The organism is Gemella sp. zg-570 (genome assembly GCF_018866345.1).
In the GTDB taxonomy this organism is placed as follows: Bacteria; Bacillota; Bacilli; order Staphylococcales; family Gemellaceae; genus Gemelliphila.
The window spans coordinates 729,682-745,875 of sequence record NZ_CP076443.1; the positions used below are offsets into that span (position 1 = coordinate 729,682).

Genomic DNA, 16,194 nt, shown 5'->3' on the forward strand with positions numbered 1-16,194 from the left:
TTATTTTTTATCTAGCAACTGTAACCGAAATTGATGACCCTTTTTTAATTGTTCCATTTTTAGGGCTTTGAGAAATAACTGTACCAGAAGGAATATTTGATTCTTTATAAGTTATTTTTAATATTAAATCATTTTTTTCAGCCCAAGTTTTCAAACTTTCTACATCTTTTTCAACAAAGTTAGTTACTGTTACATTAGATGTTGCTGGATTTTCTCCCTTAGATACTACTACAGAAATTTCATCACCTTTTTTTAATTTTGAATTTTCAGACTGTGATTGGCTAATAATAGTATTTTCTTTATATTCAGAGCTATATTCATTGGCAGATACTCTAATTTTTACTCCTAATTTTTCTGCTAGAGAATATGTTTCATTCAAAGTCTTACCGATAAAATTAGGTATCAGTATTTCTTTAGCGCCAGTTGAAATTTTTATAACTAATGATGTATCTTTTGGATTAACTTTTTTACCAGAATCTATACTCTGATACATTACTTTGCCTTCTTCATATTCGTCAGAATTTGCTTTTTCATAAGTAACATTTTTAAATCCTAATTTTTCTATTGCATTTCTAACTTGTAATTCTGTCATTCCTAAATAATTTGGCATATCTATTGTATTTTTACCTGAAGATACTTTTAAATTGATGACGCTACCCTTTGCAACTTTTTTTCCATTTGAAGGGTCGCTACTTATTACAGTATTTTCTTTTACATTATCATTAGCAACTTCAGTAATTTCTCCAACAACTAATTCTGCATTTAATATTTGACTTTTTGCTTCTTCTAGAGTCAAGTTTTTAAGGTCGGGAACAGATATCCTAGACACATTCATATAATAATTATATGAATATGCTGTTATACCTATTGCTGAAATTATTAAAAATATTGCAATAAAAATTTTTAATATAGGTGATTTCTTTTTCTTTTCTAGTTCATCTTCATTTTTTATATAAACTTTTTTATAAGCATTATTTTTTTCTTTAGATTCATTATAATTATTATAAAACTCAGAATTAGAATAAGTTTGAATAACTGTTCTTTCGTAATTATCATCATTTTTATTATTTAGTGCTGAAAAACCAGTGTATAAAGTTTCGTTTAATCTTTCATAGTTTAAACAAGTTTTTAAGTCTTCAGATAATTCTTTTGAACTAATATATCTTTCGTTTGGATTTTTCATAGTAGCTTTAATGATAATATTTTTAACGCTTTTAGGTATATCACTTCTATATTTATCAATATTAGGTATATCTTCTTGCAAATGTTTTAAGGCTATAGCAACAGCTGATTCCCCCTTAAAAGGAATTTTTCCTGTAAGTAGTTCAAACATTAAAATTCCAAGAGAGTATATATCGCTTTGTGCAGTTGCTACATTTCCTCTTGCTTGTTCAGGAGATAAGTAATAAACCGTACCTAACATTTGATTTGTTTGTGTTAGAGTTGTATCTCCGTATGCTCTTGATATTCCAAAATCAGTTATTTTGCAAGTTAAATTTTTATCCATTAAAATATTTTGTGGTTTTATATCCCTATGGATAATTCCGTTTTTGTGGGCGTGAGATAGCCCTTCTGCTATTTGTTTCATTATATGTATAGCAGTATCTAAAGGAATATTAGGGTTTTTAACCATATAATCTTTTAGTGTCATTCCTTCTACATATTCTAAAATTAAATAATAAAAATTATCCTCATTTTCTACATCATATATAGAAACTATATTATTATGATATAAAGTAGTTACAGCATTTGCTTCCCTATTAAATCTTTTAATAGCTTCTTCATCATTAGAATCAATTTTAAATGTTTTTACAGCAACTTTTCTATTTAAAATTGTATCCTCTGCAAGCCAAACTGTTGCCATTCCTCCTGTACCTAAGTGAGAAATAATTTTATATCTGTTGCATATTATATTATTTATCATCATTATCTCCTCTCAATACTTTAAATACAGAAATAGATATATTGTCAATTCCTCCCTTATTATTTGCTTCGCTAATAAGGTTATTTACTGCTACTGATAAATAATCATTCATTAATATATCTGTAATTTCTTCTTCTGTAAGCATAGTTGTCAAGCCGTCCGAACAACTAAGTATATAATCAAATTTTAATTCTTCTTCTCTTATGTGTATAGTTATATTTTCTGATATACCAATAGCTTGTGTAAGTGCGTGTCTTTTTGGGTGAACTTTAGCTTCTTCTTCAGTAATGACACCAGCTTCTAATAATACACCAACAAAAGAATCATCTTTACTTAACATTTCTGTAATTCTATTATTATTTATTCCAAATGCTAAACTATCTCCCACATTAGCAACAAGAATTTGTTCTTCGAAAACTACTGTAACTAACAAAGTTGTTGCCATTTTTTTATTTTTTTCTGTTGATTTTTTTATAATATCTAAATTAAGTAATTTAATATTATCAATAACCCAATTTTTCATTGTGTCATAATCATCAAATTTAGTTTTTTTCCACTTTTTAGAGAAATTATTAACTATATAATCACTAGAAAATGCAGAATCTTTATGACTACTGACTCCATCACAAATAATACTTATAATGTAGCCCTGTTTATTTTTTACAACATTAATAGCATCTTCATTTTTTTTCTTTTTTAAGCCCTTATTATAACTATACGAATATACTACTGGCATCTGGAATTCCTCCCTTAACCTCGTCTTTTCTTTCTTTTGCTCTTAATTGACCACAGGCTGCATCTATATCATCACCCTGTGTTCTTCTTATTGTAACATTTACTTTATTTCTTTTTAATATTTTTTCAAAATTAAAAATATCCGATTTGCTAGTTCTGACATAATTTCTTTCTGGAACATAATTGATGGGAATTAAATTAACATGACAGTTTAAATCTTTTATTATTTCTGCTAATTTTTCTGCATGTTCTGCTTGGTCATTGACCAAGCCCATCAAACCATATTCAAAGGTTATACGACGGTTAGTAATTTTTTGATAATACTTTAATGATGCCATTAATTTATCTATATTATAGGCTCTATTAACAGGCATTATTCTACTTCTTAATTCATTTGTAGGTGCGTGTAGGGAAACTGCAAAATTAATTTGAATATTCTCATTAGCAAAATCATAAATCTTAGGTACTATTCCAGATGTAGAAACTGTAATATGCCTAGCTCCAATATTAAATGACTCATCACTATTTACTATTCTAATAAAATCCATCATTTCATCATAATTTTCAAAAGGTTCACCTATACCCATTATAACTATACTAGAAATACGTTCTCCTACCTTGTCTAACTCTTGCTGAACTTTTAAAACTTGAGTAACAATCTCACCTGCTTCAAGATTTCTTTTAAGCCCTCCCAAAGTTGAGGCACAGAATGTACAACCTATTCTACAACCAACCTGAGTAGTAACACATAAGGAATTACCATATTTATTTCTCATAAGGACACTTTCTATTGTGTATTTGTCCTGTAATTCAAATAAAAATTTAATAGTTCCGTCTTTTGATTCTTGCTTTATAAGAGTTTTTAGTGTAGTTATATCAAATTCACTATCTAATTTTTCTTGTAATGATTTTGGTATATTTCTCATTTCAAAAAAACTATTTATTCTTTTTTTATAAAGCCAATCATATATTTGTTTAGCCCTAAATTTCTTCTCTCCAATAGACACTAAATATTTTTCCAATTGGTCTAATTTTAGAGAATAGATAGACATTTTTTCAAAATCTTTTAGCCATCTACTTTTTTTATAATTTTTTAATTCAGTAATTAACATTAATCCTCCAACTTCCTCATTTTACATATAAAAAATCCATCACAATTATACTCATCTGGTAAAATAGAAATCATTCCTGCTTTGTACTCTTTTACAATACCATCCGTAGTAATTTTATCTAATTTAAAATTTTTATTTTTTTCTAAAAATTTATCTATATTATATTCATTTTCTCTCTTGTCTATTGTACATGTAGAATAAATAATTATTCCATTTTTTTTAAGATATTTTATACTATTTTCCAGTATTTTAAGCTGTAATTGCGATATATCATTTATATAGTTATCATTTATTTTATATTTTATTTCTGGTTTATTTTTTATAACACCAATTCCAGAACAAGGTACATCACATATTATTATATCAAACTTTTCTTTAAATTGAGAATTATATATTGTAGCGTCTTGTTCTAGTATTTTTATATTATTTATGCCTAGTTTTTTTACATTATCTTCAATTAATTTTAGTTTATGTATATATTTATCACATGAAATTAAATTAGAATTAAAATATTCAGTAGCTACATGAAGACTTTTTCCCCCAGGGGCAGCACAAACATCTAAAATATTATAATTTTTACTTTTATCTTCATTGATTGTGTGTGCTACAAGGGCACTAGCTTCATCTTGAATAATATATTCACCTGCTAAAAATTTTTCATCATTCATTGTTGATTTATCAACTACAAGGCAGTCTGTTGAAATTTTACTTCGCTTAACTTCTATTTTTTTACTAGAAAAATATTTTATCACTTCTTCAATATTTGTTTTTTTTTTATTAATTCTTATACTATTCTTACTTTTATAAATGAAAGATTTTATTATGCTTTGTCCTTTTTCTAAACCGTATTGTTTGGTCAAAATATCATATAATTCTTTTGGACATGAATTTTCTATACAAAATTTTTCTTCTTCGTTTTCAAATTGCAAGTTATCTTCAGAAAAATTTTGAGCAATATTTCTTAAAATTCCATTTACAAATTTGCTAGTATAAGTACCACCAATTTTTTTTGATATATTTACAATTTCATTTACTATGGCAAAATTTGGAGTTTTATCCATAAATATTAGTTGATATATAGCCATTAGTAATAAAACTTTAATTTTTGATTTTATTCGAGTTTTAGAGTATTTATTTAATATGTATTCTAAATAAATTTTATTTTTTATTGTTCCATAGACTACTTCCGTAATATATCTTTTATCCTTATTTTCTAATGAGTATTTTGAAAAAAATTTATTTAAACTTATATTACTGTATGCGTCATTTAAGATAATTTCATATAAGACTTCATAGGCTGATTCTCTGGAAGATTTTTTATTCATTCAAATCACCAAGTCTTATTCCCAAATAATCTTTTTTATTTGATAAGAAAGATTTAATATCCACTCTTTTTTTACCCGACATTTGAACTTCTAATAATTTTAATACAGTATTATCTCCACATTTTATGAATAATGCGTTATTTTCTTGTTTTATTATAGTTCCAACAGATTTGTCGTTATTTTCAATATCAAAAACTTCTTGTGCCTTCCAAATTTTAAATATATCTTTATATAAATAAGTAAAAGCGCCAGGTGCTGGGTCAAAAGCTCGAATTTTATTGAAGATAGTTCTAGCATTTTCATTCCAATTTATTTGTTCATCTTTGCGACTGATATTAGGGGCAAAAGTTGCTTGACTATGGTCTTGTTTTACTGGATTTATATTTTTTGAAAAAATATTTGGTAATGTTTCTTTTAATAAGTCTCTTCCAAGTAATGACATTTTATCATGAACACTTTGGTAGTTGTCGCTATCTAATATAGGAAAAGATGCTTTAGAAATCATATCACCAGAATCTAAACTTTTCTCCATATACATTATTGTAACTCCAGTTTCTTTAAAATCTTTTAAAATAGAATATTGTATAGGAGCGCCGCCTCTAAGTTCTGGAAGTAAAGAACCATGAACATTGACACACTTATATTCAGGTAAATTTAAAATTTTTTCTGGTATTAATTGTCCATAGGCAGCGGTTATTATAATATCTGGATTTAAAAGTTTTAATTCATTAAATACTTCTTCATCATGGCTAATATTAATAGGTTGTAAAACTTTTATATTATGTTCTTCTGCTAATACTTTTACAGGAGAAGGAGTTAATATTTTTTTTCTTCCTATTTTTTTATCTGGTTGTGTTATTACTAAATTGACACCAAAATCATTTATCAACATTTTCAGTATTGGAACTGAAAAATTAGGTGTTCCCATAAATACTATTTTTTTATTTTTCATTACAAATATTCTCCTAAAATTTAATCATAACAATTATACTATGCTATTAAAAAAAAATCAAAAAATGCTCTTATAAAAAGAAAAATACCAAATTCATTTTAAAATTTGGTATTTTATATTTATTTACAATTTAATTATATCTCTGGCTATCTTATCCAAAATTAACTCAATATCTTTTTTATCGAGATTTTCAGAATTTAATTCTTTTAAATTTGCTATTTGACTATTCAAGTTTTCTGAAATAATATAGAAATCATTAATTCTGTTTTCATCAATTTTTGCTGTTTTAAAATCAATTTAAAGTCTACCAACTATATCATTAAATTTAATAATATTATCAGAAAATTTATTTATTTTATTTTTAAAAAATTCATTCGAATATTTATTAATTTTTATATCACTAATAAGAGTATCAGGTTTTGATAAATCAACTAAAAATTTATTTTCATTAATAGATATAAATTCTATTTTTTTTTATTATTTTTGAAAAATTATCTTCTAAAAAAGCGTAAAATCAATAATTTCCTTTAATATTAAAAGTAGACAATAAATTTTTAAAATCATCTTCATTTATTAAATCTTCATTAATATGAAAAATCATTTTTTGCTCTTTTGTTTCAAAATCTAGCTTAGTTAAACTGTCAATCTTTACATTATCAATAATATTATTCAATTATGAGTAATTTATATTATCTTTACTTGTTAAACTACGATCTTGTAAGATAAAAACAAATGAGAATAATAGTAAGAAACTTATTAATTTTTTCATATTATTAGAATAATTCAGGAGCTGAAATAATTTCTAAATTCTCATCAATTTCAAAAATTAGTGGAGTTCCCGTTGGAAGATTTAAGTCTAATATCTTCTCATCTGAAATTTTTAGTAAATATTTAATAAGTGCTCTTAAACTATTTCCGTGAGCAGAAATTATAACATTTTTCCCATCTTTAATATCTTTTGAAATAGTGCTTTCCCAGTAAGGTAATACTCTATCAATAGTAAGTTGTAAACTCTCTCCAGTAGGCAACTCTTCTTTAGGAATATCAGCATATCTTTTTTCATTACCAGGATAATTTTCATCACTTTCTGTAACTTGTGGTGGTGCCACATCGAAACTTCTTCTCCAGATATGAACTTGCTCATCTCCGTATTTTTCAGCTGTTTCTGCCTTATTTAAACCCTGTAATCCACCATAATGTCTTTCATTAAGTCTCCAGCTCTTATTTACTGGTATCCATAATTGATCCATTTCTTCAAGTATGATGTTAAGTGTTTTTATGGCTCTTTTTTGGTAAGAAGTATAGGCAACATCAAATTCTAAACCTAATTCTTTAAGTTTTTTTCCACCTGATACAGCTTCTGCTTGTCCTTTTTCCGTAATATCAACATCAACCCAACCTGTAAATTTATTTTCTAAATTCCATTGGCTTTCTCCATGTCTTGTTAAAACTAATTTCATTTAAAATCCTCCTATAAATTCATATAATAATTATATACTTTAGTAGGTATTTTTTCAATATTATAAACAGATTTTATTTTTCTAATATTTCTTTTATTTACTTTTTTCTCTATTTTTATCTTATTGTTTTGAAAAAATATTCTAATTTTCACTATTATTATAATCATTACTAGCCAATATATAAACATATTTACAATCTCCGTTAAGTTTCTCGTATTTATATTTTGACATACGGTAATCCGTAAATCAAGTATAAAAATTAAGAAAACTTGATTTTTTAAAAGTTTATTTTATAATTTTAAATATATTTGTATAGAGGTAATATTATTAACAAAGATTTATTTATTAAAATATTAAAATGTGCTATGAAAACATCAAATATTAAACAAGTTGAATTGGTACGTTTAACAAATATAACTCTATCATCAATCAGTGATTGGTTAAAAGGAAAATATCTACCCAAACAAGATAAAATAAATAAAATTGCTGACTGTTTAAATGTTGATGCTATGTGGCTACTTGGCTACTCTGATGAAAATTTTAATAATAAAACTAATTATTATGAAGTAGCAGATGATGATATCTATAATAATATTTCAAAAATTCCTCTTATTGGAACAATATGTTCTGGTGATGGTGTTTATGCAGAAGAAAATTTAGAAGATTATATGTATGTTGACCAAGCAACAAGAGCTGAATTTGTTGCTCTAAGAGTTAAGGGAGATAGTATGATTGACGCTGGAATTTTTGATGGAGATATTGTATTTATAAAAAACAAGACCATGTAGTTTTACAAGCCTGCAATTCTAATTAAGAACCTATTATTACTAGAAATGTAATGATTATAGGAGAATCTGTGGGTATATAGAAGTTTTTAAAAAATATTTTAATAAAAAAGATTTCAACAATTAAGTGAAATCTTTTTTTATTTAACTAAGTTTGTGGATAAATTATATATTTCAAAAAATGACATATACAATAAATAACCTATTATAATTGATAATAGCATATTAATAATAAATATTTCATTACTGCTATTTTTTTTAAATATTTTCTCGTAATTAATTTTTAATAAAATTTTATTAACAGTTAAAATAAAAATAAATAAAATAAAAAGTTTTACAATATTCATTCTTGCACCCACCTAAAACATATCGAACCAACCTTTTCTCTTGAAGTACCAAAGCATTCCACCAGCTATAATAAACATTATTAGCCAAAGAATGTAATAGCCATATTTTGTATTTAATTCTGGCATATTGGTAAAATTCATTCCATAAACACCCGCTAAGAAGGTTAAGGGAAGAAAAATTGTAGATATTACGGTAAGTGTCATCATTATATTATTTGACCTGAATGAGTTGTAAGTCATATAATTTTCCCTAATATCACTTGCTAATTCACGACTTGCTTCTACTATTTCTGTTTGTTGAACTAGTTCGTCATATATATCATGAAAATATTTTCTATCATTTTCTGTCATTTCTACCCTGCGAGATACTAAGAACCTATGTATTAATTCTCTCATTGGTAGCAATCCTCTGCGTAATTTTAACAAATCACTTCTTAAGTCAAACACCTCATTCATTATTTTACTGCCCTTAGTATGAGCATCGCTCTCTTCCAATTCATCTAACCTATTTTCTATTTTAGATATTAAAGGACTATATCCTTCTACTATTTCTGATATAAGCATGTGCATTATGTGTAAAGGTGTATAATCTTTTCCCTTAAATAATACTTTAGATGTTACCTTGCTAATGTACCTAATATGTGATAAGTGGAAAGTAACTATATAATTTTTACCGATAAACATATTTAATGTTTCATATTCAGTATCAATATTTCTTAAAACATGAGATACTAAAAATATTTGTTGTCTTGTAATTTCTATTTTTGGTCTTTCTAAAAGTGTTAAACAGTCTTCAACCAAAAGTTCATGAAATTTAAAAAATGTTGTTAAAAGGTCAATCTCTTTTTTTGTCGGGGAGTTGAAATCAACCCAATACCACGAAATATTTTCATTTCTTACATCTTCTAAAGGAAGGTCTGTAACTAAATTTCCTTGTTTATCTAATGCGACAATTTTTATCATGATTTCACCTCCAAATTAACATAAATTTATAATATCACATAAAAAATTAATAGTAAAATTATTTTATAATATTTTTTATATAGTGCATTATTATTGCAGAAGATACTCCTACATTTAAACTTTCAGCCTGTCCATCCATTTTTATTTTTATCTTATTCGTAACCTTAGAAAGTATTTCACTAGAAACACCATTTGCTTCGTTACCTAAAATTATGGCATACTTATCATTTATTTTAGAAATTCCTTCTAAAAATTTACTACTATCATCTAAAGAAGTAGCAAATATATCAAAATCCTTCATTTCTGATAGAAAAGATAAGATATCAACATTTTCAAAACAGTCAATGTGAAAATGACTGCCCTGCATACTTCTTATAACTTTTTGTGAGTATAAACTTGTTGTTTCTTTTCCTAAAATTACACAATCAAATGAAAAAGCATCTGCCGTTCTAATTATTGTTCCTAAATTACCAGGGTCTTGAATTTTATCAAGAATAACTATATTTTTATATTTTTTTATATCTAATTCTTTTTCTTCTATCTTACAAACTGCAAAAATCCCCTGATTATTTACAGTTTCTCCTAATTGTTTTCTGATATCATCTTCAATTATAGTAACTTTAATATTATTGTTAAAATCTATATTTTTAGAAAAATTTTCTGATATAAATACTTCTTCTATACTATTACTTTTAATAGCTTCTTCAACTAAATGTAATCCCTCAACAAGATATTTTTTGCTTTTTTTTATTTGTTTTATATTTTTCAGTTTCAATATTTCTTTTATTTTTTTATTATTTAATGAAGTAATTTTCAAAATTGTTCTCCTAATATTACTCTTATTGTAAATTTTTTATTAATATGCTATAATTTATCTTATCCATTATATCATATTTTAAAGGAGGATGTTATGCAATTTTTAATTAGTTTGCTAATAATTATCTTAATTTTTGCAATAGTTGGTGGCTATAATTATTTAAGAGTTTCTAAAGCAGTAACAAAATTGCCATATATTGAATTTAAAAAAAATATTAGGAGTGTTCAACTTGTAGATGTGAGGGAAAAAGATGAATTTCAATATGCCCACATTAACGGAGCAAGAAATATTCCCCTGTCGCAACTTTCTTTCAAATATTCATCATTATTAAAAGATAAACCTATCTATCTATGTGATAAAAATGGAACTGTTGCCCCAAGAGCTGCACTAGCTCTTAAAAAATATGGATATACAAATATTTATATGTTAAAAAATGGACTTCAAGCATGGGAAGAAAATTTAAAAACAAAAAAATAAAATTAGGGAAGTCCTAGTTTTATTTTTTTATCTTTAGAGCATGTCGAATAAATAGTTTATGAATCCTAAATTTAATAATTAAAATAAAAAATAATAATTTGTTATATTATTGTAAAAAAATTAGTGCAGATTTTTATCCAGATTAAATTTTTTGTATTTATTATTTATATAATTAATTTTTTTATAAGGTTTTATATTAAATAAATTTTATGTTAATTTCTTAATATATAAAATTTATTTTTTTCTTGCGTAAGCTAGGTAGTACATACCAGCTACTAAGACAGTACCTCCTAAAACATTTCCTATCCAAACAAAAACCATATTTTTTAAAAATTCTATAAATGTTATATCTGCTCCTGCAAACATAGCTGCTGGGATTACGAACATATTAGCTACAACGTGCTGAAATCCTATTGCAACAAAAGTCATTACAGGAAACCATGCACCTAAAATTTTACCTGTAACATCTTTAGCACAAAATGAAAGCCATGCTCCCATACTAACTAGCCAGTTACAACCTATACCAGAAATAATCATTTGAATTGATGTTGCTGTGATTTTTGCTTCTGCTGTATGAATAGTTTTTTCTAAAACTACTCCTTCAGTAAGACCAACTATATGACCAAAAAAGTAGGCTACAAATAAACTACCAACAATATTAGCTAGAGTAATAATTACATAGTTATTAATTAATTTAGATAAGGGGATTTTTTTAGAAAAATAAGCGGCACCGACAGCCATCATATTACTCGTTATTAATTCTCCACCACCAATTAGAATACAGGCTAGACCCACTGGGAAAACAGCTGCTCCTATAAAAGCACCAAACCCTCCCCACTCATGAGGGAAAGTTCCAGCTATTCTTATGTAAGCTAGGTAACCTACACTTATAAATGCTCCACCTAAAAAGCCTAATATTATTTTATATAATAAATCAGCATTTGCTTTAGTTTTACCTTTTTCTGCTGAATATGCATATATTTCATACGGCTCTAAATACAATTTAGACATACTATATTACTCCTTATTAAAAATTTATTTACTAACATTATACAATACAGTAAAAACAATTTCAATATTGTAATGGTACATTTTTATAAGATGAAATTATTAGTTTAGACATACGATTAATTTTATAGAATTAAATATTATATTACAATTATATGTTGTTAATTTTACACTTCTCATAGCAATAACAATCAAATAAATGGTCGTTAATAATACCTATGGCTTACAAGTAACTATATATTATGGTTTCTCCAACAAAAGTAAATTCTCTTCTTTTCAAATCTTTACTAATTAGAGATGATAGTTCTGATTTACTAGCTACATCAGAAGCTGTTAAGTTAATATTATTTATTTGTTTATAATTAGTAAAAGACCACATATAATTAAAAAATGAACCAAATTCTTTTTGAACTTTTATAAAGGCTAGGGCGTTTTTTCTTATACTGTATATTTTTAATTTGCTTCTTATTATTTTGTCATTAGTAAGTTGTTTTTCTAAGTAGCCATCTTCATATTTTGCACAAATATTATAATTAAAATTATCAAATGCCTTTCTTAATTCTTCCCTCTTTTTTAATACAATATTCCAACTCAACCCTGCTTGCATTCCTTCTAATATTAGTAATTCAAATAACATTCTATCATCATTTACTACTCTTCCCCACTCTTTGTCGTGATATTTAATATCTATATCTGTTTTAGCCCAAGTACATCTTTTTTTATTCATGATTATTTCCTTTCGATAAGCTAGGTGAAATATCTTTTAATAATTTAATTATTTTTTTTACTAATAAATCATTATGTAATTTATTTTCTATATTTATAATTAATGTATTTTTTACAATAATTTTAGCTTCTGGATATTTTTGCATTAATTCAAAAAATTTCTTTCCATTTAGTTGATTTAAAATTTCAGGTTTAAAAGTAATTACTACATTATTGGCTACTTCTTTGATACTTTCTATTTTAATAGTTTTAGCTATTATTCTTAGAATACTAATATCAATTAAATTTTCTACCTCTTTGCCAAATTCAGAAAATCTGTCAATCATTTCGTCTACTATATCATAAATAAGATTTTCAGTATCTGCATTAATTAAAGATTTATAAAAACATAATTTATCCGCGTCATTATTTATGTATTCTTTAGGAAGATAGGCATCAATATTTAATTTTATTTCTAATTGTTCTTCTGGAATATCAAATAATTCATTATTTTTATGTAATTTTTTCTCTTTTAAAATATTTTGGTAATATTCTATTTCTTTAGTACTATCTTCTTCTAAAATCGGTTCTAAAATTTCTTTTTTATTAATTATTTCTTTTTCTAACATTTGTGAATACAAGGTATACCCCACAGAATCTATAAATCCATGTTGCTTACCACCCAAAACATTGCCAGCACCTCTTATGGATAAATCTTGCATGGCTATCTTAAAGCCACTTCCCAAAGATGTGAAATTTTTTATTGCAGCTAATCTTTTTTCGGAATTTTCCGTTAATGATTTAAAGGCTTTATACATAAAATAAGCATAGGATTCCCTGCTACTTCTACCTACTCGTCCTCTTATCTGATATAGTTGACTAAGTCCAAACCTGTCAGCATCTTCTATTATTAAAGTATTCACATTAGAAATATCTATACCAGTTTCTATAATAGTCGTTGTTATGAGCATATCATATTCTTTGTTTATAATATCTGTAATAACATATTCTAGTTCTTGTTTGGTCATTCTACCATGTGCATAAGCTATATTTACTTCTGGCAGTAATTTTTTTAGTTCAAAATATTTATTTTCAATATCTTCAACTCTGTTATAAACATAGAATATTTGTCCACCTCTTTCAACTTCATTAAGTACGGCTTCTCTAATTATTTTAGGATTTTCACTCATCACAAAAGTTTGAATTGGTTGCCTATTTAAAGGTGGAGTTTTTATTATTGAAATATCTCTTATACCTACCAAACTCATGTGTAAAGTTCTAGGTATTGGTGTGGCACTAAGCGTTAAAACGTCTATTGTGTTTTTTATGTGTTTTATTTTTTCTTTATGCTTAACTCCAAAACGTTGTTCTTCATCAATTACTAATAATCCTAAATCTTTGTATTTAAATTTATCATTTAATAATTTATGAGTTCCAATTATGATATCAACATTGCCAGATAATAATTTTTTAGAAATTTCATTTATTTTATTTTGGCTGGTAAATCTTGTAACAACTTCAATATTTATAGGAAAATTAGAAAATCTATCAACAAAAGTTTCATAATGCTGATTAGCTAATAGCGTTGTAGGAACTAAAACGGCAACTTGCTTATTATCCATTATAGCTTTAAAGGCTACACGCATGGCTACTTCTGTTTTACCAAAACCGACATCCCCGCATAGCAATCTATCCATGGGTCTTGATTTTTCCATATCTTTTTTAATTTCTGCGGTTGCTATTTCTTGGTCATGGGTAGCATTAAACATAAAGTTATTTTCAAATTCTTTTTGCATTAGACCGTCTTGACTAAAGGCATAGCCCTTATTAAGTTCCCTAGCAATATATAGTTTTATTAATTCGTCTGATATATCTTCAATTTCTTTTTTTACACGATTTTTAACTTGATTCCATTTTTTTGTACCCAATTTATTAAGTAAAGGTTTTTTATCATCAGCAGATGAGGTGTATTTTTGAATATATTTCATGTTTTCTATATCTACATAAATTTTATCCCCACCGTCATATACAACTTTTAAATAATCTTTATTAATACCATTGACTTCTATATTTTCAATTCCTTGATATATTCCGATACCATGATGAATATGAACTATATAATCACCTATATTTAGTTCTTGGTAATTTCTTATTTTTTCTGAATTTGTGTATTTGAATGATAATCTTTTTTTCTTTTTAACATTTTCTCTAAATATTTCGGTAGGTGTGATTAATAAAAATTTGTTTTTTTCACTTTCAAAACCTTTTAAGTCATAATTTGTTTTTTCTATATGGATTTTTCCAGCTTTTATTCCCAAAAATACTTCATCTATCAAGTTATTTTCTATTAATACTTTTTCTATATATTCTTTTTGCTTTTCATTTTTTATTGCTATTACAATTTCATACTTATTTTTTAATTTTTCTCTTAGTTCACTTATTAAGTAATCACTATTTGAAAAATATGCTAAGTCTTGAACCGATATATTATAGTATTTATCTATAAAATTTTCCCTTGATTTTAATGTGGATAGGTATATTTTATTAGCCTTAGAATTTAAAAATTTATTAAAGCCTTCATAGTCTATAATATTTTGAAAAATATAATTATCACTTATTTCAGAAAAATTAACCGTAAAATATTCTTTTAAACTATTAATTTTTTCCTTAATTTTTAAAAAGTTATCATAGATAATTATATTATTGTCTAAATAATCATATATAGAATAGACTACATCATCATATATATAATTAGAAAAACTTTCTAAACCATCGAATATTGAACTTTCTTTAAATAAATTAATTTTATTTTCTAAATAATATTTAATATCTTTAAAATTATCTAAGTCTTCTAATTTTTTGTTATTTAATTCTTTACTCAGAACATCAACTATTTTTTCTTTTTCTTGCTGGGTTAAGAAAAAATCACTTGTTGGATAAATATTTACAGACTTTATTTCTTTTTCTGATTTTTGAGTTTCTAGGTCAAATTCTTTTATTGTATCCAAATCTTCATCAAAAAAATCTAATCTTATTGGCTTATTTTGAAGCGGACTATAAATATCAATAATACTTCCTCTAACAGAAAAATCTCCAATATTTTCTACAATATATGATTTTTTATAGCCCATATTAATTAATAATTTAGGAAAATTACTAAATTCTATATAATTATCTAATGAAATAGACAAATTATTGTTAAAAAATTCTTTAGGGTTTTTTATAGTTCTAAAAAGAGAAGACGCCGTTAAAATTAATATCATCTTTTTATTATTTTTTAGATTTGCTAGAATATTTAAAGAAATATTTTCTAAATCATTACTTTTATTTGCAAACCTTTTTAAAATATCTATTTCTGGATATATAAAAACATCTTGAGTAAAATATAATAATTTTTCTTGAAAAGTTTCTGCTTCTTTTTTTGAGTGCGTTATAAGAACTATACTTTTATTTTCCTGTAAAAATTTTCTATATATTAACAAAATTTTTGTTGATATATTATTTCCATAATATTCAATATCCTTGTATAAATTTTCATCTTGAAATTTTGTAATTTCTAATAATCTATTTAACAAAATATTACT

General features: G+C 25.2%; 15 protein-coding genes. 2 read left to right on the forward strand and 13 right to left on the reverse strand.

Going from position 1 to position 16,194, the window contains the following annotated elements; translation table 11 throughout:
• Positions 1-7: 7 nt before the first annotated feature.
• From pknB to gpmA, 7 genes are all read right to left on the reverse strand, one after another.
• Positions 8-1,924 carry a Stk1 family PASTA domain-containing Ser/Thr kinase gene (gene pknB / locus KMP11_RS03755; protein ID WP_216280151.1) on the reverse strand — a complete coding sequence of 639 codons (1,917 nt, stop codon included), beginning with the start codon at positions 1,922-1,924 and terminating at the stop codon, positions 8-10.
• Positions 1,914-2,660: a protein phosphatase 2C domain-containing protein gene (locus KMP11_RS03760; protein ID WP_216280152.1), complete on the reverse strand. Its 747-nt coding sequence runs from the start codon at positions 2,658-2,660 to the stop codon at positions 1,914-1,916. Before KMP11_RS03760 ends, pknB begins: the two co-directional genes overlap by 11 nt.
• Positions 2,638-3,771: a dual-specificity RNA methyltransferase RlmN gene (gene rlmN, locus KMP11_RS03765; protein WP_216280153.1), complete on the reverse strand. Its 1,134-nt coding sequence runs from the start codon at positions 3,769-3,771 to the stop codon at positions 2,638-2,640. Before rlmN ends, KMP11_RS03760 begins: the two co-directional genes overlap by 23 nt.
• Positions 3,771-5,096: a 16S rRNA (cytosine(967)-C(5))-methyltransferase RsmB gene (rsmB, locus tag KMP11_RS03770; protein WP_216280154.1), complete on the reverse strand. Its 1,326-nt coding sequence runs from the start codon at positions 5,094-5,096 to the stop codon at positions 3,771-3,773. Before rsmB ends, rlmN begins: the two co-directional genes overlap by 1 nt.
• Entirely contained in the window at positions 5,089-6,048 is a 960-nt protein-coding gene (fmt, locus tag KMP11_RS03775) for a methionyl-tRNA formyltransferase (protein WP_216280155.1), read from the reverse strand. The genes rsmB and fmt overlap by 8 nt, the downstream gene beginning before the upstream one ends.
• 514 nt (positions 6,049-6,562) lie before the next feature.
• On the reverse strand, positions 6,563-6,721 hold the full coding sequence (locus KMP11_RS03780; RefSeq protein ID WP_215756178.1) for a hypothetical protein: 159 nt from the start codon (positions 6,719-6,721) through the stop codon (positions 6,563-6,565).
• 100 nt (positions 6,722-6,821) lie between these two features.
• On the reverse strand, positions 6,822-7,508 hold the full coding sequence (gene gpmA / locus KMP11_RS03785; protein WP_215756177.1) for a 2,3-diphosphoglycerate-dependent phosphoglycerate mutase: 687 nt from the start codon (positions 7,506-7,508) through the stop codon (positions 6,822-6,824).
• A 365-nt stretch (positions 7,509-7,873) separates the two neighbouring features.
• Between gpmA and KMP11_RS03790 the strand changes: the two genes are divergently transcribed.
• Positions 7,874-8,296, forward strand: coding sequence for a S24 family peptidase (locus KMP11_RS03790; protein WP_252344675.1), 423 nt, complete (start codon positions 7,874-7,876; stop codon positions 8,294-8,296).
• A 137-nt stretch (positions 8,297-8,433) separates the two neighbouring features.
• On the opposite strand, the gene KMP11_RS03795 is transcribed toward KMP11_RS03790, so the two are convergent.
• Genes KMP11_RS03795 through KMP11_RS03805 form a run of 3 tightly spaced genes read right to left on the reverse strand, consistent with a single transcriptional unit; the run spans position 8,434 to position 10,420 of the window.
• On the reverse strand, positions 8,434-8,640 hold the full coding sequence (locus tag KMP11_RS03795; RefSeq protein ID WP_215756176.1) for a DUF1146 family protein: 207 nt from the start codon (positions 8,638-8,640) through the stop codon (positions 8,434-8,436).
• 12 nt (positions 8,641-8,652) lie between these two features.
• On the reverse strand, positions 8,653-9,603 hold the full coding sequence (gene corA, locus KMP11_RS03800) for a magnesium/cobalt transporter CorA (protein ID WP_215756175.1): 951 nt from the start codon (positions 9,601-9,603) through the stop codon (positions 8,653-8,655).
• Positions 9,604-9,661: 58 nt separating this feature from the next.
• Positions 9,662-10,420: a TrmH family RNA methyltransferase gene (locus tag KMP11_RS03805; protein WP_252344674.1), complete on the reverse strand. Its 759-nt coding sequence runs from the start codon at positions 10,418-10,420 to the stop codon at positions 9,662-9,664.
• Positions 10,421-10,513: 93 nt separating this feature from the next.
• Between KMP11_RS03805 and KMP11_RS03810 the strand changes: the two genes are divergently transcribed.
• Positions 10,514-10,897, forward strand: a complete 384-nt coding sequence (locus KMP11_RS03810; protein ID WP_215756174.1) for a rhodanese-like domain-containing protein — start codon at positions 10,514-10,516, stop codon at positions 10,895-10,897.
• A gap of 234 nt (positions 10,898-11,131) precedes the next feature.
• On the opposite strand, the gene KMP11_RS03815 is transcribed toward KMP11_RS03810, so the two are convergent.
• The 3 genes from KMP11_RS03815 to mfd form a co-directional block, all read right to left on the reverse strand.
• Positions 11,132-11,908 (reverse strand): formate/nitrite transporter family protein, encoded by a 777-nt coding sequence (locus KMP11_RS03815; protein WP_215756173.1) that lies wholly within the window; start codon positions 11,906-11,908, stop codon positions 11,132-11,134.
• 220 nt (positions 11,909-12,128) lie between these two features.
• Positions 12,129-12,632, reverse strand: a complete 504-nt coding sequence (locus KMP11_RS03820; RefSeq protein ID WP_216280156.1) for a DNA-3-methyladenine glycosylase I — start codon at positions 12,630-12,632, stop codon at positions 12,129-12,131.
• Positions 12,625-16,185 (reverse strand): transcription-repair coupling factor, encoded by a 3,561-nt coding sequence (gene mfd / locus KMP11_RS03825; protein WP_253195973.1) that lies wholly within the window; start codon positions 16,183-16,185, stop codon positions 12,625-12,627. The genes KMP11_RS03820 and mfd overlap by 8 nt, the downstream gene beginning before the upstream one ends.
• Positions 16,186-16,194: the final 9 nt, after the last annotated feature.